Source organism: Limosilactobacillus mucosae, assembly GCF_046939755.1.
GTDB lineage: Bacteria > Bacillota > Bacilli > Lactobacillales > Lactobacillaceae > Limosilactobacillus > Limosilactobacillus mucosae_A.
In genome coordinates this window covers 1-22,556 of sequence record NZ_JBKZAY010000025.1, presented here as the reverse complement: position 1 = coordinate 22,556, position 22,556 = coordinate 1, and the positions used below count along the sequence as shown (strand labels likewise).

Sequence of the window (22,556 nt, the reverse complement as noted above, 5' to 3'; positions counted from 1 at the left end):
GTGTCAGTTTGACTTACGGATATACAAGCGAAAGTTATATCTTAACTATACCACTTTCAAAAGTTTTTCGTAAATTAAAAATCATGATAATTAGTGCTCAGATTGGTCATATGTCTAGTTTAAGCAGACTATGGGCGAATCCAACATCCAAGAACACGTTAAAGATTACCTAAACGCGTTGGTCGTACGTTGGGCCATGCTCTCACCACTAAGCTGAAGATGCTTGGAAGTGGGAATTTGGTTGGATTTTGCCATCCTTTTGCTTAAACGTGCTGGGAGGCTCCGGTTGTCGCGTCCAACTTTGAGCCATCATTCGGCGTAAAGTGCATCAGTGGGCCATCAATCTGGGCGTCATAGTCAATGGCAACGTCCAAACCATTGAAAAACCAGTAGTCAAAGGCTTGAATATAGTAATGAATGCCATCGACAACCTGATCGACAACGGGGTCAACGGGATGATCGCAGCGGCCAATACCTTGGGAAAACCCTTGATGGGCATTGGTTTCGCCATAGCCCTTGCCAAACAGCTTAATGCCGTTGCCAGGCTTAAGATGCATTTCTTTTTGAAACCATTCGCTGGCTTGCGGGGTCATGGTAATCTTGGTTAATTTCTTTTCAGTCATAAGAAAGCGCCTTCCTTAAAATGTTTGCCTTTAGCCTAACATGATGTTGCCGATTTGTCTCCTGGCTTGCTTGATAAATCGTAAATTTGATTAGAAAGTTGGTTGCTTGGATTTTACAGCAGTAATTTTTAATAACCGACCCCATTTTTTTAAAGTTTTGCTAAAATAAGGTGTTGAAGAAACAACCATCGAGATCTGCATTCCTGAAAAGGCGGCTGATCTTTTTTGATTGCGTGCTGTTTAAGTTCTATTAGTTGGCAGCGCGCGATCGATGTCTAAGCGATGAAACAGTAGCAAGACATTGGTTGAAGGGGGAAAAACTATGGCTGAAAAGCAAGCCAAACTATTAGAAATGTTGAGTGAGGGCCCATTAAACGAATGGATGTTTAATGCCAGCTTTGGTCTGCGGCTCGAGGAACACCGGATTTTAACGAATGGCCGGGCCAGTCGCTATGAATATCCAAAGAATCTCAGCTCACGCAAAACAAACCCATATCTGCTAAGCGGCTTCTCTGATAATCTAATGGAATTTACCACGCCAATCGTTGGTGGAAGTAAAGCTACTTGTCAACAATTAAAAGTATTGGAGCAGATCGTTGACAGTCAGCTGCATGAAGACGAGCGGATCTGGCCATTGAGTCTGGCACCAGCACCAGAATATCATCATGATCTGGAATTTGTCGGCAATAACTGTTCACAGCCATGGAACAAGGAATATACCAACTACCTGCGCGAAAAATATGGCATTAAACGGATGATGCTAGGGGGCGCGCACATCGGCTTTAACCTGGATCAAGAGCTGCTTAACGCCTTATACGACCAGGTATTTAAGGATGATTTTGCTACTCAGGCCGATTTTCAAAACGCGGTCTACTTTAAAATGGCCCAATGCTTTTGCCTATGGCGGTGGCTGTTTACCTATCTGTATGGTGCCAGTCCGGTTTCAGCAGCGGTTGAGCATGATATGCCGGAACACATCAATCTGCCAGTGCGGAGTTTCCGTAATAGTACTTATGGTTATGATAATCTGCCTGATGAACGCCCCAGTTATGAGAGCCTGGACAGTTTTGTCGACCAGATTTCAAAGTTTTTGGAGGATGGCACTTACTATGGTCCCCAAGAATTCTTTGGCCCGGTTCGGCTGCACGGTAAGCATGATGATGACAGTCTGCGCCAGATCGTTAAGGATGGGATTCAATTCATCAGTTTCCGTTCGTTTGACCTGGATCCATTTGCCAAAGGCGGCATCAGTGAAGACACGCTGAACTTTTTGGAACTGTTCATGCTTTATACTTTGGTTTCGCCAATGCCGGAAAACCTTAATGAAAAGATGCACCAGGCCATTGAGCGTAATAATGAGGTAGCTTTGCAGGCACCAGATGAACAAACCGATTGGATGCGTGATGAGGCCATGGATTTGATTGAGCGCTTGAGTCAATTCTGTGATCAGTTCCATGCGCCACGCGAATACAAGCTGGCTTTGAGTTTCGTTAAGCGGCGGGTAGAGGACCCAACACTGACGATCGGTGGTCAGGTAGCGGAAAAATTGGCTAAAGGCGACTTGTTGAGTTTTGGACTCAAGATTGCCAACGATCGCTATACCGGTTTCGTACGTTCGCCGCATCCATTACAGGCATTGGCTGGCCAGTACTCCGACAGTGTTCAGAAGTTGATTAAGATTGCGATCATGAGTGGTGTGCACGTTGATTTTGAAGATCCGCTAAAGCTTAGCGTTGGTAATCGCGTTGAGACTTTTGATGCCCAGGCTGATCTTGATCTTTCTCGTGGCGCTTTGGATTACCTGTTGAACCTGTTTCCAGAATTGGAAGACAATTTGACTGAATAGCGAAAAGGCGCGTCCTGAACGGGAAGCGCCTTTTTATGTCATGATTGCTGGATTAGTTTTAAGTGACGAGAGGATGATGAATTGTGCGTAAGCTTGGAATTATTGGCCTTGGCAGGGTTGGCGCGTTGCTGGCGAATCTGCTGGTGGCACGGCAGGCAGTTGATGAGCTGGTTTTAATTGATGCTGACAATGATCTGGCAGTCGGACTGCAAAATGATTTGCTAGATGGAATGCAGGCACTGGCAGTCCAGCCAACGATCAAAGTGCAGGATTATGCAGCACTCAAGGACGCAGATGCCGTTGTCTTGGCGATTGGCAAGGCTGAATTATTAAAGGAGCAGCGATTTGCCGAATTAACCTTTGTTGGGAAGATGATGCGCCAGATTGCGCCGCTGATCAAACAGAGCGGCTTTAGCGGGATATTGCTCAATCTAGCCAACCCCAACGAGGCAGCTACGGCCTATCTGCAATATTTAACGGAACTGCCACGGCCCAAGGTAATCGGCATGGGAACAGTTCTGGATACCGCGCGCCTGCACCGAGTCATTGCCGATCAAGTTCATGTCGCGTCCAGTGCAGTGACTGGCTGGGTCTATGGTCAGCATGATGGCGAGGCCGTGCCGATTTGGTCAACGTTTCGCATCAATGGTCAGTCGTTGGAAAAGCCGGTAATGGGACAAAAAATCGATCCCCACCAAAGCGAGATTCAAGCTAAGCTAAATGGCTGGTATGCGATCAAAGGTCAAGGACAAGACGTCAGCGGGATGGCATTATGGACGCTGCGGATTCTGCGGGCAATCTTGTCAGATGAACAGGTCAGTCTTCCCGTGGCGCTTTATCAGCCGCAGTATCAAAGCTATCTAAGTTTTGCCGCGCAGCTTGGCCGCCAGGGCGTCGGCAATTATACGCTTTTGCCATTGCGGCCATTGGAAGAAGACCAACTTAAAGTAGCGGCCCAAAACATTCAAGGTCAATTAAACGTCTTGCTTGAGCTGCCAACTGATGAGTGATTGGCAGACGAATTGGCTTTAGCGATACTGTCGGCGGGCTGGCGCATGATAGTGGTTCATAAACTTCATCAAGTCATCAAACGAATAGGCAAAATGGATCGCGTCCAGATATGACTGTTCCAAAAAGCCAGTGTCGCGCATGCGGCGCAGCATGTTGCGCAATGGATCGTAAAAACCGTTGACGTTGTAAAGCGCGGTAGGTTTGGCATTATCGCCCAGCGACATCCATGAAAAGGCTTCGCTGATTTCTTCCAACGTGCCAATACCACCGGGCAGCGCCACCAGTCCGTCCGCGAGATCCATCATTAAGTCCTTGCGCACGTCCATGTTGGAAACGATTTTGAGATCTTCAATGCGGTCCAGTGCAGTTTGGCGTTCGTACAGCTGTCTGGTGATGACGCCATGGACCTTGCCGCCATTGTCAAGTACGGCATTGGCAATCACGCCCATGGTTCCATATTTGCCGCCGCCATAGACCAGTTCAATGCCATTTTGCGCCATCTTTTTGCCAAACACCGCGGCTCTTGCCTGATAAATGGGATCATTGCCTAGATGCGCGCCACAGTAAACGGCTAAACTTTTAATCATCAAATCGCTTCTTTCTATTTGGGTTTATTTTAATTGTCAACCACCATCGGCTAAAGTCAATGGCTTGTGAGCAGACACCCCGATATTGAGTATCCGAACCACAATTTGCATAGATACGGACGATTTACTCAAACGACATCCAGAAATTCGACAATCACAATATTGGGGTGGTCATTTATGGTCGCCCAGCTACTACATGAGTACGCTTGGCAATATGAGTAAAGATGTAGTGGAAAACTATATCAACAATCAAAAATACAATGCACTCCAAAAGAAAAAGCGGCCAAATGGACGTTGAGTGAGCCTATCCATCCCATTACTAAAGTCACGGGATTTTCGGCTAGGCATAATTAAACCGATTGATTCTTTACTGCCTATGTTTTATCAAGGATGAGGATCGGCCAGTGGTTTTAACTGCATCGCATCGGTTGTTAATGAAGGTGTGTCTTAGCGATTATAGTAGCGGAGAGCGAATCATCAAAGAGCTAAAATGCTTGATTAGCGATGATTATGCAAAAAATTCTGCATAATAATATATGAAAAATTTATCATTACCTACTTTTCTTAAAAAAGCTGTATAAGTAGGTAAAAGGTAATGTATATCAAGTTAGGAACCCATAACACTACCTACTATTTGATAAAAATCGCCTAATAGTAGGTAGTTCACAAAGCCGGTCTGATCCAATCATTCCTTAAATATACATTTTTACCGATGATTACCTACTATTTCGGAAAAAGGCTTTGAAAGTAGGTAAAGTTAGGTGAGCCGAATATACAGTTTACCTACTTTCGGTCAAAAAGCAGCGCAAAGTAGGTAAATTTATCCCCTCAGCCCCGTTAATACCCAGATTTTCTCACAAGCTCAGCCGTTTTATGGGGAACAGGCTGATCAGAATTGACTGAAAAGTTGTTGTGCTGGGCCTTCGTAATACATTATTGATGACAGCTCTGATAATGAAAAGTCAACCGTAAACATATGAAAACGTCCGAACGGCAATGACAGGAAGCAACGTCATTGGTAAGCGCGGGCTCATTTGGGATGATCGGGTTGAAGTCTATGCCAGAGACGAACAGACGCTGGTGGAAGCAACGGTTTTGGGGGACTGCTTATCATGTACCGAACACTCGTCAACCACATTTGACATTGAAATCGCCACGGCTTTTGGAAAATAAGGAGGCCCACCGAACTCATCTGTACCATCAAATCAGCTTAAGCTAAATCGTTCCAAAATAGTCAAATCGATGCAGTTTTTGTTTTAATGGCGACCCGCAAACCAATCTCAAATAATTAAACCAGTGCCATCGTTAAGACTGAAGGCAATAAAAAAACGGCGTCCGTCGCGGAACGTCGTGAATTAGGCATAACGTAATTTAATTAATTATTGCACGGTTGAATATAATATACTTGGTCATCGGCTTCATCGATCAGTTTGGCGGGGCGCTGCTCATTGGCTTGGATCGTAATGTGGTAGCCAAACTTGTCCAGGTAGACGAGCTGTTCGGTGCTAACCTGCTGAACGGTAGCCGGAATCAGTTGGTTGTCGATTCCCAGCTTGAGTTCTGGTGAGATCGTAATAATGTGTGAACGGTCACGCTCTTCATCATAGTATTTCCAGGTACCAGCATAGAAAACGGGCAAGGCCGCGACGGGATGATTCTGTTTCTTAGATCGGCTGAAACCAAACGAACTGGTGATTCCAGCCATTAGTCCCGCACCGAAAAGCAACATTCCTTTTTTCTTCATTCTGCTCAATCCCCTTCAATTTAACTTGATTTTTCGTTTGATCATAAATTTACGAGTTTAATTATACACAGCTTTGTGTTATAGAAAGATTTCATTTCTGTTAAAAACTGGAAATAATTGTTAGAATGAAACGTAGCAATTGTAAAGGAGTGATCGAATTGCTTAAATTGGGGATTATTGGAACTAACATTATTACTGATCAAATGCTTGACGCGGCCAAGACCACGGGCAAATACGAACTGACGGCGGTTTACTCACGAACTGAGGAGCATGCCGAAAAGTTCGGTAAGCCATATGGTGCCACGCAGTTTTTTGACAGTTTAGAAGATTTCTTTGATGAAGGCGACTTTGACGTGGTCTATATCGCCTCACCAAACAGCCTGCACTATGAACAGGTTCGCTTAGCAATCGAAAATGACAAATTCGTAATCGTTGAAAAGCCAGCCTTTGTCAATCCAAACGAATTTGAGGGAATCGAATCGCTTTTGGCAGCCCACCCAAAGGCCCGTGTCGTTGAAGCTGCCCGTCACATTCACACGGGCCTTTTCCATGCGGCGGAAGAACAGCTCAAACAGATGCCGGTTATTCAAGGCGCCAATATTACGGTAATGAAGTATTCTTCGCGCTATGACAAGGTACTGGCGGGCGACAAGCCATATCCAAACATCTTCACGACGGAATTTGCTGGTGGGGCATTGATGGATCTGGGCGTTTATGCCGTTTATGGTGCCGTTACGCTGTTTGGCGTTCCGGACAGTGTCGTGCTGTTCCCCACGATGGTCGCAAGCGGTGTTGATGGGATGGACACCGCTATTTTGAAGTATGACAAGTTTGCCGTAACGCTGAACTTTGGTAAGACGGCCAACTCGCATCTGGTTTCTGAAGTGTACGGTCTTAAGGATACGCTGGTCTTTGACTCAATCTTTGACACGACCAAGGTAACTTACTATGACAGCGAAAAGCAGGCTCACCCACTGGAAGCCAAGTACTATGAAAACTCAATGGTTGATGAGCTTAACGATTTTGCTGATCTGTTTAATGATCCAGAAAATCCAGAACAGCAGGCTAAATATCGTCGCTGGTTCGATCTGGCACGCAAGGTCAACATGGTAATGTATGATCTGCGGCGCTCGGCTGAGTTGACTTTCCCAGCTGACGATAATCGCTAGACATCAACTGACTAAATTAAAGGATGGATATCTGTTGATCGAACAATTTCAACAACTTTTTGATGAAAAAGGCTTCCAGCAGCCAACGCAGATTCAGACCGCGGTTGCTGAAACCCTGGCTTCTGGAAAATCAGTCTTAGGAATCGCGCCAACTGGTTCTGGCAAGACGCTGGCATTTGCCTGGCCGCTTTTGCCTAAAGTTGAGCCTGGTGCTGGCGTGCAGATTTTAGTGCTGGAGCCCTCACAAGAACTGGCGATTCAAACGGCTACGGTCATGCGCGAATGGGCCAATTTGATCGGCGTCAAGGTGCGCTCACTGACTGGTGGTGCCAACCTCAGACGACAAGTAGCAATGCTTAAAAAACAGCATCCCGATGTCGTCGTCGGAACGCCTGGTCGTGTGTTGCATATGCTGGATAATCGTGATTTAAAGCTTGACCGGTTAAAGACGCTGGTGATCGATGAAGCCGACGATCTGTTGCGCGACGATACGCAGGCAGTGGTCGAAGATATTGAACGCGCCACGCCAATCAACGCACAGCTGGCCTTCTTCTCGGCAACAAGTTCGGCCGCTTTTGATCAGCTCAGTGTCATGTTTGGCCGCGACATCATCACTTATGACGTTCGTGAAACGGATCAAAGCCGTGGACCGGTTCGGCATGGCTTGGTCTATGCACGAACGATGAGTCAAAAAACGGCGATGCTTAATCGTTTGAGTCACACCAAGGATTTTCGGGCACTGGTTTTCTTTGACAGTATCAAGACGCTGCACTACGCGGCCAGTCGCTTAAAGCATGAGCATGTCGCTTCGGCAACCCTGGGCGGCAAGCAGCGGCAAACCGAACGGGAAACGGCCCTGCGTCAATTCCGCAAGCGGCAGTTAAAGCTGCTTTTGACCACTGATGTTGCCGCGCGGGGATTAGACATTCCCAAACTGCCAGCCGTAATCAATTTTGAACTGCCAACCACCGTTGATCAGTACGTGCATCGAACTGGTCGCACGGGGCGGCAGGGCGAACCTGGCTTAGTTATTAATCTGGGCAGTGATCATGATTTTCGTGATCTGAAAAAGCTGTTGGCCGATACTGACTATCAGTTTACGGAACTAACGGTTGGCGACAAAGCCGTTACTGATGAAAAACCGACTGATGGCGGGGCTAAAATGCCAGTGCGCAAAGAAGTCAGCCGTGCGATTCAAAAAGAGCAGCGGGAAAGCAAGCATGAGGTCAAAAAGAGCGTTCATAATACACTGGATGGCTTTTCGATGCCGGCTAAGCGCAAAAACCGCAAGAAGAATCGTAAAAACAAGGGAATTCGCCTCAAACACCGTCGCATGGCGGAAAAACAATCTGATTAATAGCCCGAGCTGGCCGAGATTGATTAAGCCGGACATTGGCTTTAGGAGTTGATGAAAGCGCGAGTCGGACTGGCAGTTGCGGTTAGCTCTGTTTGACAGCGATGGCATTGTTTCATACATGCAACGCGATTGATTCAGATTCAAATTAAAGAGATATTGTTGACTTTACGATTGACCATAAATGTGCGACAATATTTCTTGTTGTGGTCCCATAGCATAATTGGATAGTGCATCCGCCTCCTAAGCGGTCGATTCCGGTTCGAATCCGGATGGGATCATTATAATTTAACTTGATGCAGATTTTCAGCAAGTCGCCATCCCGAATTGGGTAGCGGCTTGTTTTACGTTGACGACTTAAATTTTTCGCCAAAAGGTAGGGAAATGATATCGGTAATTTTTGAAGCCTTATCTATATTTCCATTAAATGTGTAATGGATGAGAAATTACGTTGCACATTGTAAATAAAAAAGCGTGATAGCAGATCTGGTAAAATCTGATATCACGCGATGCTGTTTGGCTTAAGGGCCGAATCTTCTCTTTGGAATTAGGAACCCCGGCTTCAAAGTCAGTGAATTTAATTTTTATAGTTTATCTTTCGAGTCAGTAATGCTCAGCTTACGGTTGCCAGTCAGGTCGATCTCGCAAGCCTGGCGATGTCCGGCTTAGCGATTGGCGATTTTATCGTTGGTTTTAAAGATCAGCCACTTGGAGAAGATATAGTTGGCAATCACGACGACGACATTGTCCAAAATCTTAACGACCAGCTGCTGGATCGCGGAGTCAAAGCCTAAAAGCGTCACCCCGACGTACATGAAGACGATATCGATCAAAAGCGTCAAGGCACGATAGAAGTAGAACTTAATGAACTCTACGATAAAAGCGCGGACCGTGGTGTAGTGCGAACCAAAGACCCAGACCTTGTTTGTCAGGTAGGCGACCAAAACAGACACGAACCAGGCAATAACAGTAGCAACTTCATAATTCCAATGGATGCCAGAGCTTAGCCATTGAAACACGCCAATGTTAACGATGGTGGTAACCACGCCCCAAAACAGATAGGCAATGACGCTTTTGTATTTATTCCATAATTCAGCCATTAGTCTTGAGCTGCCTTTTCCACCAGCTGCTTGGCAAACGCGTCCAGCTTGGTGATGTCGTCTTGATCAGGTTCCAGGTTGATATGAACGTTGTCAGCGCCTTTAGTGGCACCAGTCTGTTCAAAGGCCTCGCCAAACTTGTCAACGGCCAGGCAGAAGAAGTCTTCATAAAAAGTATCGCCGGAGCCGGCCACGCCATAAACCTTGCCGCTCAGATCCTCTTCTTTTAAGTCATCGAAAAAGTCCAGACCTTCATCAGGCAGGGCACCTTCGTCATAAGTATATGGGCAGACTACGCAGATGTCGACGTCTTCAAAATCAGCCGCGTCGGCCATCGTCATTTCAGTTTCTTCAACTTCAACGCCTTGGTTTTCCAAAGCTTCGGTAATAATATCGGCAACGTCTTCATTATTGCCAGTAATCGTGGCATATACGACCAATGCTTTTGCCATTGTTTTTCCCTCCACGTAAATAGATTCGTAAATAAATTCGCAACGGATAGTATAACACAGAATTATTTTGGGACCTTGAGTGATATACTAAATAAGATATTAAAATTTATAAACTAAGGAGACTTTCTGGATGATTAGTTTAAAGTCACCACGCGAAATTGAAGCGATGGAAAAATCCGGTGCTGTTTTGGCCGGTATGCACATTGGGGTGCGCGAAATCATTCGGCCTGGCATTTCCAGCTGGGTAATTGAAGAATTTGCCCGTGAATACTTCAAAAAGGCCCACGCCATTGCCGCGCAGATCGGTTTTGAAGGATATAAGTATGCTACCTGCATCAGCGTCAACGATGAAATCTGTCACGGTTTCCCCCGCAAGAAGCTGATTTTTAAGGATAATGATCTGGTCAAGGTCGACACGGTCGTAAATCTGGATGGCGCCTACAGTGATTCTTGTTGGTCATACGTTGTCGGCAAGGCCAGTGATGAGGTCAAGCGTTTGATGGACGTTACCTACAAGTCATTATATCTGGGAATCGATCAATGCAAGGTTGGCAACCGGATTGGTGATATTGGCGCGGCCATTCAGCACTACACGGAAGATGAAAATGGCTATGGCGACGTGCGCGAGTTTGTTGGCCACGGCATTGGACCTACGATGCACGAAGATCCAATGGTGCCGCACTATGGCAAGGCCGGGCAAGGAACTCGGCTGCGCAATGGGATGACCATTACCGTCGAACCGATGATCAACACTGGTACCTGGGAAGCTGATACCAGTGATCCAAGCGGCTGGCTGGCCAAAACGGCAGATGGCGGTTTGAGTTGCCAATATGAGCATACGTTGGTCGTTACCGACAAAGGCCCTAAGATTCTGACTTCTCAAGATCCCGAAGCCGATGCCGCTTACCTGTATGATGACAACTATGCTGAATACTTGGCTCACTACGCAAAGCTGGCCAAGGAAGTTGCCAAAAAGTACATGAAATAGTCCATAAGATAATTTACGCGTTACTAAAGACGTGATGCCTTGGTTTGTTGCCAAGCTCCACCACGTCTTTTATTTATAATGGGTGCAAAATGAGTAGAACGTTACGGAGAACTTTAATTGGCTTAGCCAGTATTTTATTAGTGATGAATCTGTGGATGTGGGATGGGCGGCTGCCATTTGTCGGCTATCAGGAAAACAATGCCCACATGATGCTTCTGCAGCTGATTCATGTTGTTTTGATCGTTAGTGAACTTTTGATTTTGATGCTGTTGGGCAAAATGATGGCGAGACTGCGGTTTTCTAAAGTCCGCGTCATCAGCAGCTGGCTGTTGATGGTAACGGTTGGCGTACTGGCAGTCTTGTTGGATCTGTTTTGGAAGAAGAGTTTTCAATTCAGCAGTTTTTTGGATGCCGTCATGCCGATCACGCGCAACGCCATGCCGTTAGCGACCGCTTTCATTTTAGGGGGGTAGCCAGTCGCTGGCTGATTAACCTCAAGTCTAAGCAACGGCTAAGATTGACAGTGGCAATTCTGTTGGTATTTTTAACCACAACGATTTATAATCGCGACCTTTGGGGATTAGGCAGCGGCAATACGATTTTAAGTACGCTGCTGATTTTATCGTTAGGCGCGCTGACAGCTGACTGGCGGCCGCAGTCAAAGCGCGGGTTGCTCTTGGCTGCTGGTGGTCTGTTGGCTGCAACCAGTATGATGGCAATGATCATGCCTAAGATCTCAATCATGCTGCATAATGACATGTCGACGGCCAGCCGAATCGCCAGTTTAAACAACTTTTGTCTGATCATCGTGGCGCTACTGCTGAATCTAGTTTTGAGCATGCCTGGACGCTTGGCTGATGAGGTTGAGGCAGTGGTCAATGATCAGCATAATGAGGCGTATTGGATTACCCTGGGGACGGCGGCGATTGCCCAACAGCCGCTGCTTGAACAGCATTTTATCGGTTTGGCGGCTGGACATTTTGAAAACCTGATTATCAAAATGGGTCTTTTGTTGGCAACCGCGATTATCGTTATCATCGCGGGTGTACTGCTGCGCTGGCTTGGCAAATGGCTGCTTGAACGAACCGGTTTGATGCGGCACCTGAACAACTGGGTCGCGAGTCTGCCAACCAGTCTTAGTCAATGCTGGCTATGGCTTAATCAGTGGTGGCAACGAAACTGGAGCACGGTCTTGTTATGGGGAAGCTGCTATGTTCTGGCTATCGCGTCGTTTCTATTGATGAACAGCAGCTGGCAATTGGCACCAAATACAGGAAGTTCTTATAATATCCTTCTTTATACGGTTTTTGCTTGCCAAAACATGCTGCTTTTGACAACGATTCTGTATGTTTTGATTACCAAGACGCTGCAGATTTTGTTCAATCGCTATTGGACAGCATTGGGAACGACAACGGCCTTTGTGATGCTGATGATCGTGGCCAACCGAATCAAGATTGCCGCACGCAATGAACCGATTCTGCCATCTGAGGTCAGAATGTATCAGGCATACGGCAGTCTGTTTAAGATGGTCAAGGGCTGGATCTGGGTCGTGGCCGCAATCGTGGTGCTGCTTTTGGTCATAGTTGTTGTTCGACTGGAAAAACGCTATCCGGTTGCCAAAATCAAGCTGCCGTCCAAAATCGGCTGGCTGGTCGTGACCGTGATGGCATTTGGCAGCAGTCTGTTTTGGAACAATCAAGGATCGGTAATTAATGCCGTTATGACCGGGATGGGCGATCAGGCAATGTTTTATAACCAATTGACCGGTGCCCGCATTAATGGCCCGTTGATTCAATTTATGAACAATCTGGACGTTAAGGTGATGAATGAGCCCGGCGGATATTCAAAGGCTAAGATGGCTGTGATCGCCAAGCGCTATCAAAAAGAGGCGCGGCGGATCAATCAAACTCGTAAAAACGATTTGGCCAAGCAAAACATCATCTTTAACTTAAGTGAGAGCTTTTCTGATCCGCGTCGCGTTCCCGGCATCAAGCTGGCTCATGATCCGATGCCTAATATTGAGCGACTGAAGAAAAACAACACCAGTGGCTTGATGATTAGTTCGGGCTATGGTGGCGGGACGGCCAATATGGAATACATGACCTTGACGGGCTTGGCGCTCTGCAATTTTTCGCCAACCCTGCCAACGCCTTATACCCAGTTAGTGCCATTTCAAAATCAAGCCTGGTCGATCAACCAGCTGTTTAAAACGTCCGTGGCCATTCATCCATACGTCGGCGTCTTCTACAGTCGGATCGCGGTCTATCAGAAGTTCGGCTTTGATCGTTTCATGTACCTGGGCAGCAAATATTCGATTAAGCATCAGTCTAAAATTGGTCGCAGCCAGTATCTTTCGGACGCGACCTCGTACGCCAATACGCTGGATCAGCTAAAGCGCGGTGGCAATGGTCTCTTTGTCAATCTTGTAACGATGCAGAATCATTTCCCTTATGATCAGCATTATTATGATGGCGCCGACTATTATCATGCCAGTGCCAAAAATGGGACATCGACTGACCAGGTAGAGCAGTTTGCAATGGGCGTTCACTATACCGATCAAGCGGTAGCCAAGTTTATCAAGCAGATCGACCGATTGAATAAGCCCGTTACGGTAGTCTTTTATGGTGATCATTTGCCCGGCATCTACCAAAACGACATGGCTAAGGATGGTTTAAAGATGCATGAGACGGACTACTTTATCTATTCCAATCGCACGGCTAGAAAGCAGGGCGCCATGAATCTGACCAAGAGTACCGGCTATGTCGTGCCAAACGACTTTATTGCGATGGCCGCGGCTCAGACCAACTCAAAGGTAACGCCTTATCTGGCATTATTAACGGATGTCTGGCAAAAGCTGCCGGCTGCCGCAATGAATACCAGCCAAAGTACTACTAATACCTATAACTCATCGGCTCAGTTTATCAACCAGCAAGGAAAAGTCGTTGCTAAAGCCAAACTGACTAAAAAGCAACGGCAGCTTTGGCATGATTACCAGCTGGTTCAATACGATTTGACGACTGGTAATCAGTACTTGCTGAAAAACGGCATGATGAAATAGTTAGCCAATGTTTCGGCATCTGATGAACGCACGCTCCTCAATCACGAGGGGCGTTTTTATTTCGTGATATAATGTTTTCTGATATTGCATTGTCGCACCGCGTTGCTAATCTGATAAAATTAAAAACATTATTTCTGAACAAGGCAGGTTAACCATGGACAAAAAGCCGAATAAAATAAAAAATTTCGTGCTGCTTTTTATCAAGCACTTCACCATGGCACAGGTTTCAGCGTCAGCGGCTGTCCTGGCCTATTATTCGCTGCTGTCGGTTTTTCCGGCAATCATCGTGGTCGGAAACCTGTTGCCAATGATGGGGCTGAATGCCAAAACCGTTTTGGATTATCTGCAGACGGCAATTCCGGAATCAGTGTATGACTTTTTAAGACCGATCATCTACGACTTCTTGCAGCACGGGAATGGCGGGACGCTGACTCTGGGTGCGATCGTGGCGTTGTGGTCTACTAGTTTGGGAATCGCGGCCTTTCAGCGCAGCGTCAATCATGCCTATGGAATCGCGGAAAACCAAAATCCGATCATCAATCGCGCGGTCTCATTTCTTTGGATGCTGGTTATTTTATTGATTGTGACAACGCTGGTGATTTTGTATGGGCTTGGCGAACAGACGCTGAACAGCCTGCAGCCGATCCTGGGTTTCAGCACCAAATACGTCACGTTCTTTAGATCGATCAAGTGGCCGGTTACGTTCTGGGCGCTGTTCGTGCTCTTAACGCTGCTGTACTACTTTGTCCCCAATGCTTTGGTCAAGCTGCGCTACGTGATTCCGGGCGCTTTAATTGCGGATCTTTTGTGGATGGGACTTTCACGCGTCTTTTCTTATTACACGATGATCTTTGCTCATAACATTACGTCTTATAAAACAATTGGAGCGTTTATCGTGCTGATGATCTGGCTGGATCTGTCCGGCATGGTGATCATGATCGGCGCTACCATCAATGCCACGCTGCAGGATGCCCATGACGGTGAAATCAAAGAAAAAAAGCATCTCTGGCAGTATGTACGCAAGATGCGGCATCGCGAGTTTAATGACCGCTACCGCTATGATGAGCATAAATAAAATTAAAAATGAAATGCCGGTAAAAAGCACTTCCTAGCGTTTTGGACGATTGGGATTATGAATTATAAAGTAAGGAAGTTTTTAAGAAATGGCGAAAATTTCAAAAATTGAAGCGCAAAAACGTCCTGGCCGCTATAATATCTATCTTGACGGCAAGTATGCGTTTGCCGTAGCCGAAAGCGTCTTGATCAAGTATCGGCTGATGAAAGGGATGGAACTCGATCAACCCCGGCTGGCTCAGATCGCTAATGATGATGAGATTGCCAAGACTTATAATAAAATGCTGGACTACCTGGCTCACCAATTGCGGACGGAACATGACGTCTATGAAAAGATGCGCCAGCTCAACACCCCGCCTGAGAGTATTGAACCAGTAATGCAAAAACTGCGCGGGCTCCATCTTTTAGATGATCATGAGTACGCGGCTAGCTACGTACGGACGGTGATGAATACGGAATTAAAGGGTCCTCAGGTGATTCGGCAAAAACTGCGGCAAAAGCAGATTGGCGAATTGGATATCGATAGTGCCTTGGCTCAATTCACACCGGAGCGGCAGCTGGCGAACGCGACCAAGCTGGCCCAAAAGCTGTTTAAACGCTATGGCAAGCTACCGGCACGTCGCCAGGCCGAAAAGGTACGGCAAGGATTGGTAACGAATGGCTATGCGGCTGATCTGTTCAATGAAATCAAGGATACCGTGACACCACCGCTTGATTTTGAGCAGGAAGACGAACTGTTGGCCAAAGAAGCGGCCAAGGCTTGGCGGCGCTATGAAAAACGCGCGCAGACCGACTACGAAAGGCGACTTAAGGTTAAGCAGGCGCTGTATCGAAAAGGTTTTGACCTGGACGCGGTTGAGCATTGGCTGAATGAGCATGAGAACGCTTAAAAACGGCAGTGGCTCTAAAATGTCTTTTTAAATTCATAATTTACTGGTATTATGTAGAAAGTATTGTTTTGATAAGGAACTGCTTTCAAAAAGCTTAACTAGAGTTTTAAGTGATATTATGCAAAATCAAATTGAAGAAACAGAGTCAACGGAAATTATGGAAAAAAGTCAAATAAAAAAACAATCACTGATCTATCTTTTCTTTAAGCGATTGACCGACATTATTTTGTCACTGCTCGCTTTGATTTGTTTTAGTCCAGTGTTTTTAGGCGTTTGGATTGCCAACCGCTTTGGCGACAATAAGGGACCGCTTTTTTTCAAGCAGACCCGAATCGGCAAAAACGGCAAGCCTTTTAAAATGTACAAATTTCGCTCAATGATCGTTAATGCTGATGAGATTCTGCATTCTAACATCGAGCTTTATGAAAAATACGTTGAAAATAATTATAAGCTCGAGCCAGATGAGGATCCGCGCATTACCAAGCTGGGACGCTGGTTGCGGCGGACCTCGATTGACGAGATCCCGCAGTTCATCAACATCTTAAAGGGTGACATGAGCATTGTTGGGCCACGGCCGGTCGTTAAAGAAGAACTGAAGGAATACGGCGATCGCGTCGATAAGTTCCTTTCAGTCAAGCCAGGTGCCATGGGACTTTGGCAGGCTAGCGGTCGCAGCAACATCGGCTACCCTGAACGGTGTGATTTAGAGTTGAGCTATGTTGATAAGGCATCATATTGGTATGATGTGAGAATCATGTTTAAGAATATTATCAGCATCTTTAAAAATACAGGTGCTTACTGAGTCGGAGGGAAAGATTAGTGAACATTAAAGTCTTAGTAGCGGTGCACAAAAACTATGCCATGCCTAATGATCCAATGTATCTGCCGGTGTTTGTCGGCAAGGATCTGCATCCAGACGTTAACGATACTTTCCAAGGCGACAATACTGGTGACAATATCTCCAAGAAGAACGCGCACTACAACGAACTGACCGCGCTTTACTGGGGTTGGAAGAACCTGCCGGATGTTGATGCATTAGGCCTGGTTCACTATCGGCGCTACTTTTCCCTGCATCACGATAAGGACTTGAGCAAAGTCTTGAGTACAGCCGAGACAGAAGAGCTGTTGAAAGATTACGATATTATCTTGCCAAAGCAGCGCAATTACTTTATTGAAACCAACGAATCGCATTACCTGCACGTTCACGAACATGAGCCCTTGGAGGTTACGCGTGAGGTTATCAATAAAAAGTATCCCGCTTACGCCAAATCATTTGAAACCGTAATGAAGCGGACCAAAGCCCATTACTTCAATATGATGATTATGAAAAAGCGGCCGCTCGATGAGTACTGCACTTGGCTGTTTGATATTTTAGGCGAAGTGGAAAAACGTATTGACTATTCCGACTATTCGCCATATGAACAGCGCGTTTTTGGCTTTTTGAGTGAATTGCTTTTGGATACTTGGCTGGGCTGCCATCCAGAATATAAGACGGTTGACGTTAACTATGTCTTTATGGAAAAGCAAAACTGGCTGGTAAAAGGCGGTAAGTTCTTGAAGCGCAAGATTATGGGACATGGTGAACATTAATAATCAGGAGAGAGAGTATGGCCAATTTAATCGGCAAAAAATTTAATGAAATTGGCAATTTTAAAATTGATGGGCAGATTATCTATGAGATTGCATTTGCCTTTGAATTCGTAGTTGCCTTTTTGATTACCTCAACTTATACCGATTACTTTTCAAACCATATGCTGCATATATTGATGTTTGTCGGTTTGGCCTTGGTTTTACTAAAGATTTTTTTGTTTGATGACCTAACCCCAAAATGGTTGGTAATTGATGGGCTTGCTTTATTGCTCCTATTGTTGACCTGGCGAACGTCAAAAGAGTTTTCGCTTTTTTCAATGGGCATCTTTGTCTTAGGAGCGAGAAACGTTGACTTTAAGCGAATTATTAAAATTTATCTATATATTGGTCTATTGCTTTTGGCTTTCGTGGTGCTCTCAGCTATGGCCGGCTTGATCAGAAATCTGGTCTATCGGCGCGATATGACCAATATCGTCAGACAGTCATTTGGGATTGCCTATCCAACTGACTTTGCCGCCCATGTTCTATATTTGATTCTGGCATATGCCTATTTGAAATTTGGCAAGATAAAATGGTATGACTATGTGGTATTCTTAGCCGCTGCCGGATTTTTGGTGAAGTTTTCGGATGCGCGGCTCAGTGCTTATGCAATCATTTTGGCAATTCCAGTACTATGGATTGGTCAGCGGGCACAAAAGGATCATCTGTTGAGTCGCTTTATTGCATCGTTTTACTGGGCAGTACCAATCGTATCGGCATACTTAGTAATCATTGCTTCTTATTTCTTTAGGCCATCAAGTCATTTCTTAAATAAGATCAACAATGCCAGCTCAGGTCGTCTTTATTTAGGACATAAGGCAATCTCTGAATATGGCTTCTCCATGTTTGGTAAACAAATTGTCGAGCATGGTTGGGGTGGTGCCAATGGCCTGAAAATGTCGCAGAGCAGTCCCAGCAACTACTTTTTTGTGGACTCATCTTTTTTGCGAATGACCATTTTGTATGGAATAATCATGGCAATTATAATATTATTGGCTATGACCAAAATCTCATGGGATTCATTTCAAAAAGAAAGCTTTGCATTGGCAAGCATCATCGTGATTGTTTCAGTCAGTGCAATGGTAGAGCAGCGATTGTTGGACTTGGCATATGATCCATTCTTGATTGCACTACTGGCCAACGTCTATACACAACATAAAGCGGAGGATATATCTTGAAAAACTACTCAGCAAAAGAGCTTATCCAGATGTTCTGGAAGAGCGTGATTTTGATTTTAGTGCTTGCCGTGCTTGGCGGTGGTGCAATGGGATACCGTGCCAAAAAGCAACAGCACACGACTTATACTGCAAGCCAGGAAATCGTGATCTCACATAATCTTAATGAAAACAGTAATTCAAGTGATAACGGGCAGGATTCAATTACGAATGCGGATTTAAATATGATGCCTACCTATGCTGAGATTGCTGAAGATGAGACGATTTCGGAAACGGCACATAAAATGTTGCCAAAATCTATTAAGAAGAACTACTCAGTTCAAGATGTTAACGATGCTATTCGTGCTGTTCCTCATCAACAGTCTTTGGTATTGTCGATTAAGGCTAAGACTGGGTCGGCCAAGGCATCTGTAGCAATTGCCAATGCAACTGCTAAAGCGGTTAAGAAAGATCTGCCTAAGCTGCAGCCAGGTACAGGTACGGTAACGCTTTTGGCTAAGCCTACTACTAAGTCGACTACTAGCGAAACTTTGCCACATGCCAAGAAATATGCCATGGTTGGCGCAGCTATGGGTGGCTTGATTGGAATCGTAATTTCCTTTGTCGTAATTACCTTGAAGGATCTTGTTAAGAAACGTAAATAAAGTTATTTTAGAGATTAATTGGTAATACTGATTGATCTCTTATTTTGTATTAGGAGTGAAAAAATGACTAAACGAGTTTTATTGACAGTTGTGGACCCTAATCCAAATAATGCTGGTCCTAAAGCCAAGAGTGACATTGAAGAGATCTTATCTAAGCAAGGCTACCAGGATATGCGGCTGCCATATAACTGGGAATCTAAACTGGCTAAGTTTAAATATAAATATTGGAGTATTCCTCGATTGTTCAAGGGTCAAGGAATTGATGAGCTGGTAATGCAGTTTCCGGTTTATTCCCGGGCATTGATGGATGCGTTCATTGAAAACTTCCGTAAATACTCCAATGGTAAACTGTTCTTTGTTATTCATGACATTGAATCATTGCGCTTCTTCAAAGATGATCCAAGCTATGTGGAAAAAGAGATTCAGTGGTTAAAAGAAGCTGATGGGATCGTATCGCATAACCAAAGTATGGAAAAATGGATCCGCAGTCAAGGGGTGCAGACGCCAATCGTTAATCTGGGCTTGTTTGACTATTTGAATCCACAGCCGATTGATGAAGACTTCACATACAATAAAACAGTATGTCTGGCTGGTAACCTGAGAAAATCGAATTTTTTGAAACAACTTAACATGAAAGATGCCAAGTTAAAGGTCTTTGGTCCCAATGCTCCCAAGACGTTTGAGAAAGGTGTTGAATATCAAGGCCAATTTTCACCAGAAGAGTTGCCAAAACACTTAAAGTCGAATTTTGGTCTGATCTGGGATGGTGACAGTCTAGAAACCTGCACTGGTCAGTTCGGTGACTATATGAAATACAATTGCCCACATAAGGCATCGTTGTATCTGAGTACAGGGATTCCAGTGATTGTTTGGAAAGAAGCAGCGGTGGCTCAATATTTGGTTGAGCATCATCTGGGGATTGCGATCGACAACCTGACGACACTGCCTGAAGTACTGAATCAGATCACACCTGATGAGTATAAGGCAATGAAACAAAATGCTATTGAAGCAGCCCATGCGCTTCGCAACGGGGAACATATTAAAACAGCCCTAAATGAATTAGAAAAAGGAATGTAAACGTGGAGGAGTAGCGAGTGATACCTAAAAAGATTCATTATGTCTGGCTGGGGCATGGCGAAAAATCACCTAAGATGAAACGCTGTTTGGATTCATGGCAGCGAGTTTTGGAACCAGCGGGCTATGAGATTATCGAATGGAATGAAGATAACTGGGACGTTAAGCAAAATAAATTTGCCTATGAAAACTATCAGGCTGGTAAGTATGCCTATCCATCCGATGTTATTAGACTTGACGTGCTGTACCGATATGGCGGCATCTACATTGATACGGATATTTTGGTAAAAAAGCCATTTGATGAGTTTTTAAATCTACCAGCATTTTGGGCAATGCAATTTGACAACACAATCAGTACCTCAATCTTCGGTGCCGAAGCTGGCAATTCTTTTATCAAAACACTATTGGATCAGTATAAGGGCTTTGATCGACAGATGATGCTGGATGGGAGAGTGCCAGAGAACAATAATGAAATTATCACTAAGGCCTTGTTGGATTATTATCCAGAGTTTGTTTTGGAGGACAAAAAGCAAACGTTAAATGATGGAACGGTAATCTTTCCTAAAGAGTATTTCATGTTTCCAACGTTTGACAAATCGATGGGCTATTCAGAACATCTCTTTACCAAAACCTGGGGTCATGATGGGTACTCAAAGGCGCATTATGTTATTAAAGATGTTGTGCATCGATTGGTCGGGGATGTTGTGTTTGGTAAAATCAGCGCAGCTCGAGGCCGTAAACTCTTTTTACAAAATGAGGAATACCAAAAAAAGCGAGACAATAAAAAGCAAGGATCGTAAGCTAATATGAAAACGGATATTACCATAATTATTCCAACCTATAATGCTGAACATACGATTGAAAAGTGCGTAGACAGTTTACTTAAACAAGTTGGTGATTTTTCATATCAAATCATAATTCTGGATGATGGCTCCAGTGATGATACGCTGGCTAAGCTTGAAAAATATCAGGATAATTCACAAGTTAAAACAGTTGCCAAACAAAATACCGGTGCTTCAGCTACTCGTAATGCTGGAATTGAGATGGCAGATTCGGAATACTTAATTTTTGTCGATGCCGATGATTTTGTTGAAAAAGATTATCTGAAACTATTATTTGACCAATTTAAAAACACCATTGGCTGTGATTTGGCTATCTGCGGCTATCGCAAAGAGGATGAAAATGGCGAGTTGCGCTTTAATGCTGCTGGTCAAAAACAGGTAATGAATCAGCGACAAGCTTTGGAACAGATTTTTGTAAGTACCGGTTATGAAGGATATCCTTGGAATAAACTCTTTAAAACCAGTATCATCAAAGACAATCAGATTCGTTTCAGTACGGATTTGGCACTGGCTGAGGATTTGTATTTCTGTTGTGAATATCTGCTGCACTGCTCTAAGGTAAGCTATGACCCAAAGCCGGTCTATCACTATGTAGTCCAGGAAAACAGTCAGATCAATTCAAATCGCTATGGTGCACCTTATAATCCAAAGTCTTTAAATATTCTTACCACTTATACAAGACTGCAAAGCTTGATTCCCGATAAGTATCAAAAGGTTCACCAATCAATCAGCACACAACTTTGCTGGAGTTCCACAACGATTCTGCGCAATATTATGCTGGCACCTAACCGAGATGAGGTACCAACTGAAACAATCGCTGAGTTGAAACGAATTGTTAAACAGAATCAGCATGATTTCATGAGAAATAAGATTCTACCCAAAAGAGACAAGATTATTTTTATGCTGAATCTTTATACACCAGGTTTGTTGGCTTGGATTTGGAAAAAATTTAGTTTACGGGGCAATGGATTCTAAATTTAAAAAAGGCTTACAAAATGATTTTTATCACCCAGAAAGCCATCACTGTAGTAAAATAGTACAGTTAATATAATTTATGACAGATCACGTCTTAGCTAATCAAGACAGATAAGAGGACCGTTATGAGTAATTATGATTATCTAGTAGTAGGTGCGGGCCTGTTTGGGGCCACCTTTGCCTATGAAGTAGCCAAGCGTGGCAAGCGCGTCAAGGTAATTGAAAAGCGCAGCCATATTGCAGGCAATATCTATACTAAAAAAGTCGATGGCATCCAGGTACATGAATATGGTGCCCACATTTTCCACACCTCAGACAAGG

Annotated in this window: 23 protein-coding genes, 1 tRNA gene and 1 pseudogene; 20 read left to right on the top strand and 5 right to left on the bottom strand. The window is 44.8% G+C overall.

Features of this window, described 5'->3' with window-relative positions; all coding sequences use genetic code 11:
- Positions 1–263: 263 nt before the first annotated feature.
- On the bottom strand, positions 264–623 hold the full coding sequence (locus ACLUWI_RS08225) for a HesB/YadR/YfhF family protein (RefSeq protein WP_412146909.1): 360 nt from the start codon (positions 621–623) through the stop codon (positions 264–266).
- A gap of 322 nt (positions 624–945) precedes the next feature.
- On the opposite strand from ACLUWI_RS08225, the gene ACLUWI_RS08220 reads away from it, so the two are divergent.
- Both ACLUWI_RS08220 and ACLUWI_RS08215 read left to right on the top strand, forming a co-directional pair.
- Complete coding sequence (locus ACLUWI_RS08220; protein WP_412146908.1) at positions 946–2,469, top strand: glutamate--cysteine ligase; 1,524 nt, start codon at positions 946–948, stop codon at positions 2,467–2,469.
- Between the two features lie 83 nt (positions 2,470–2,552).
- Complete coding sequence (locus ACLUWI_RS08215; protein ID WP_412146907.1) at positions 2,553–3,479, top strand: lactate/malate family dehydrogenase; 927 nt, start codon at positions 2,553–2,555, stop codon at positions 3,477–3,479.
- Between the two features lie 18 nt (positions 3,480–3,497).
- On the opposite strand, the gene ACLUWI_RS08210 is transcribed toward ACLUWI_RS08215, so the two are convergent.
- Entirely contained in the window at positions 3,498–4,067 is a 570-nt protein-coding gene (locus tag ACLUWI_RS08210; RefSeq protein ID WP_412146906.1) for a TIGR00730 family Rossman fold protein, read from the bottom strand.
- 127 nt (positions 4,068–4,194) lie between these two features.
- On the opposite strand from ACLUWI_RS08210, the pseudogene ACLUWI_RS08205 reads away from it, so the two are divergent.
- Both ACLUWI_RS08205 and ACLUWI_RS08200 read left to right on the top strand, forming a co-directional pair.
- Positions 4,195–4,365: pseudogene (locus ACLUWI_RS08205) on the top strand (transposase); the annotation flags it as partial.
- A gap of 698 nt (positions 4,366–5,063) precedes the next feature.
- Positions 5,064–5,240: a hypothetical protein gene (locus ACLUWI_RS08200; RefSeq protein ID WP_412146905.1), complete on the top strand. Its 177-nt coding sequence runs from the start codon at positions 5,064–5,066 to the stop codon at positions 5,238–5,240.
- Between the two features lie 202 nt (positions 5,241–5,442).
- Here the strand turns inward: ACLUWI_RS08200 and ACLUWI_RS08195 are convergent, their stop codons facing one another.
- A complete protein-coding gene (locus tag ACLUWI_RS08195; RefSeq protein ID WP_034539146.1) occupies positions 5,443–5,811 on the bottom strand; it encodes a DUF4828 domain-containing protein in 369 nt (122 codons plus the stop codon).
- 158 nt (positions 5,812–5,969) lie between these two features.
- Here ACLUWI_RS08195 and ACLUWI_RS08190 point away from each other — a divergent pair, with 158 nt between their 5' ends.
- From ACLUWI_RS08190 to ACLUWI_RS08180, 3 genes are all read left to right on the top strand, one after another.
- The gene (locus ACLUWI_RS08190; RefSeq protein WP_412146904.1) at positions 5,970–6,980 is read left to right on the top strand and encodes a Gfo/Idh/MocA family protein; all 1,011 of its coding nucleotides are present in this window, start codon (positions 5,970–5,972) and stop codon (positions 6,978–6,980) included.
- Positions 6,981–7,014: 34 nt separating this feature from the next.
- Positions 7,015–8,337, top strand: coding sequence for a DEAD/DEAH box helicase (locus tag ACLUWI_RS08185; RefSeq protein ID WP_412146903.1), 1,323 nt, complete (start codon positions 7,015–7,017; stop codon positions 8,335–8,337).
- A 205-nt stretch (positions 8,338–8,542) separates the two neighbouring features.
- A tRNA-Arg gene (locus ACLUWI_RS08180) sits at positions 8,543–8,615 on the top strand.
- Positions 8,616–8,999: 384 nt separating this feature from the next.
- Here ACLUWI_RS08180 and ACLUWI_RS08175 read toward each other — a convergent pair.
- Together ACLUWI_RS08175 and ACLUWI_RS08170 are read right to left on the bottom strand one after the other, a co-directional pair.
- Complete coding sequence (locus ACLUWI_RS08175) at positions 9,000–9,434, bottom strand: GtrA family protein (protein WP_242075020.1); 435 nt, start codon at positions 9,432–9,434, stop codon at positions 9,000–9,002.
- Positions 9,434–9,886, bottom strand: coding sequence for a flavodoxin (locus tag ACLUWI_RS08170; RefSeq protein ID WP_272215122.1), 453 nt, complete (start codon positions 9,884–9,886; stop codon positions 9,434–9,436). Before ACLUWI_RS08170 ends, ACLUWI_RS08175 begins: the two co-directional genes overlap by 1 nt.
- Positions 9,887–10,016: 130 nt before the next feature.
- On the opposite strand from ACLUWI_RS08170, the gene map reads away from it, so the two are divergent.
- The 13 genes from map to ACLUWI_RS08105 all read left to right on the top strand — a co-directional run.
- Positions 10,017–10,874, top strand: a complete 858-nt coding sequence (gene map, locus ACLUWI_RS08165) for a type I methionyl aminopeptidase (RefSeq protein ID WP_289533798.1) — start codon at positions 10,017–10,019, stop codon at positions 10,872–10,874.
- An 89-nt stretch (positions 10,875–10,963) separates the two neighbouring features.
- The gene (locus tag ACLUWI_RS08160) at positions 10,964–11,347 is read left to right on the top strand and encodes a hypothetical protein (protein WP_412146902.1); all 384 of its coding nucleotides are present in this window, start codon (positions 10,964–10,966) and stop codon (positions 11,345–11,347) included.
- A 50-nt stretch (positions 11,348–11,397) separates the two neighbouring features.
- Positions 11,398–13,932 (top strand): LTA synthase family protein, encoded by a 2,535-nt coding sequence (locus tag ACLUWI_RS08155; protein ID WP_412146915.1) that lies wholly within the window; start codon positions 11,398–11,400, stop codon positions 13,930–13,932.
- 154 nt (positions 13,933–14,086) lie between these two features.
- Complete coding sequence (locus ACLUWI_RS08150; protein ID WP_412146901.1) at positions 14,087–15,007, top strand: YihY/virulence factor BrkB family protein; 921 nt, start codon at positions 14,087–14,089, stop codon at positions 15,005–15,007.
- 88 nt (positions 15,008–15,095) lie between these two features.
- Positions 15,096–15,896 carry a recombination regulator RecX gene (gene recX, locus ACLUWI_RS08145; protein WP_412146900.1) on the top strand — a complete coding sequence of 267 codons (801 nt, stop codon included), beginning with the start codon at positions 15,096–15,098 and terminating at the stop codon, positions 15,894–15,896.
- A gap of 154 nt (positions 15,897–16,050) precedes the next feature.
- A complete protein-coding gene (locus tag ACLUWI_RS08140; RefSeq protein ID WP_412146914.1) occupies positions 16,051–16,698 on the top strand; it encodes a sugar transferase in 648 nt (215 codons plus the stop codon).
- Between the two features lie 17 nt (positions 16,699–16,715).
- Entirely contained in the window at positions 16,716–17,486 is a 771-nt protein-coding gene (locus tag ACLUWI_RS08135) for a DUF4422 domain-containing protein (protein ID WP_412146899.1), read from the top strand.
- A 17-nt stretch (positions 17,487–17,503) separates the two neighbouring features.
- Complete coding sequence (locus tag ACLUWI_RS08130; protein WP_412146898.1) at positions 17,504–18,703, top strand: hypothetical protein; 1,200 nt, start codon at positions 17,504–17,506, stop codon at positions 18,701–18,703.
- Complete coding sequence (locus ACLUWI_RS08125; RefSeq protein WP_412146897.1) at positions 18,700–19,344, top strand: YveK family protein; 645 nt, start codon at positions 18,700–18,702, stop codon at positions 19,342–19,344. The genes ACLUWI_RS08130 and ACLUWI_RS08125 overlap by 4 nt, the downstream gene beginning before the upstream one ends.
- 63 nt (positions 19,345–19,407) lie before the next feature.
- Positions 19,408–20,421: a galactofuranosyltransferase gene (locus tag ACLUWI_RS08120; RefSeq protein WP_412146896.1), complete on the top strand. Its 1,014-nt coding sequence runs from the start codon at positions 19,408–19,410 to the stop codon at positions 20,419–20,421.
- 17 nt (positions 20,422–20,438) lie between these two features.
- Complete coding sequence (locus tag ACLUWI_RS08115; RefSeq protein WP_412146895.1) at positions 20,439–21,218, top strand: glycosyltransferase family 32 protein; 780 nt, start codon at positions 20,439–20,441, stop codon at positions 21,216–21,218.
- Between the two features lie 6 nt (positions 21,219–21,224).
- Entirely contained in the window at positions 21,225–22,235 is a 1,011-nt protein-coding gene (locus ACLUWI_RS08110) for a glycosyltransferase family 2 protein (RefSeq protein WP_412146894.1), read from the top strand.
- Positions 22,236–22,360: 125 nt separating this feature from the next.
- A partial coding sequence (locus ACLUWI_RS08105) for an FAD-dependent oxidoreductase (RefSeq protein ID WP_412146893.1) occupies positions 22,361–22,556 on the top strand: 196 nt, incomplete at its 3' end.

What these genes read in the sequence shown, in the direction of transcription:
- ACLUWI_RS08225 (WP_412146909.1), bottom strand. Translation starts at nt 623, where the DNA reads ATGACTGAAAAGAAATTAACCAAGATTACCATGACCCCGCAAGCCAGC.
- ACLUWI_RS08220 (WP_412146908.1), top strand. Translation starts at nt 946, where the DNA reads ATGGCTGAAAAGCAAGCCAAACTATTAGAAATGTTGAGTGAGGGCCCA.
- ACLUWI_RS08210 (WP_412146906.1), bottom strand. Translation starts at nt 4,067, where the DNA reads ATGATTAAAAGTTTAGCCGTTTACTGTGGCGCGCATCTAGGCAATGAT.
- ACLUWI_RS08200 (WP_412146905.1), top strand. Translation starts at nt 5,064, where the DNA reads ATGACAGGAAGCAACGTCATTGGTAAGCGCGGGCTCATTTGGGATGAT.
- ACLUWI_RS08195 (WP_034539146.1), bottom strand. Translation starts at nt 5,811, where the DNA reads ATGAAGAAAAAAGGAATGTTGCTTTTCGGTGCGGGACTAATGGCTGGA.
- ACLUWI_RS08175 (WP_242075020.1), bottom strand. Translation starts at nt 9,434, where the DNA reads ATGGCTGAATTATGGAATAAATACAAAAGCGTCATTGCCTATCTGTTT.
- ACLUWI_RS08170 (WP_272215122.1), bottom strand. Translation starts at nt 9,886, where the DNA reads ATGGCAAAAGCATTGGTCGTATATGCCACGATTACTGGCAATAATGAA.
- map (WP_289533798.1), top strand. Translation starts at nt 10,017, where the DNA reads ATGATTAGTTTAAAGTCACCACGCGAAATTGAAGCGATGGAAAAATCC.
- ACLUWI_RS08160 (WP_412146902.1), top strand. Translation starts at nt 10,964, where the DNA reads ATGAGTAGAACGTTACGGAGAACTTTAATTGGCTTAGCCAGTATTTTA.
- ACLUWI_RS08150 (WP_412146901.1), top strand. Translation starts at nt 14,087, where the DNA reads ATGGACAAAAAGCCGAATAAAATAAAAAATTTCGTGCTGCTTTTTATC.
- recX (WP_412146900.1), top strand. Translation starts at nt 15,096, where the DNA reads ATGGCGAAAATTTCAAAAATTGAAGCGCAAAAACGTCCTGGCCGCTAT.
- ACLUWI_RS08130 (WP_412146898.1), top strand. Translation starts at nt 17,504, where the DNA reads ATGGCCAATTTAATCGGCAAAAAATTTAATGAAATTGGCAATTTTAAA.
- ACLUWI_RS08120 (WP_412146896.1), top strand. Translation starts at nt 19,408, where the DNA reads ATGACTAAACGAGTTTTATTGACAGTTGTGGACCCTAATCCAAATAAT.
- ACLUWI_RS08110 (WP_412146894.1), top strand. Translation starts at nt 21,225, where the DNA reads ATGAAAACGGATATTACCATAATTATTCCAACCTATAATGCTGAACAT.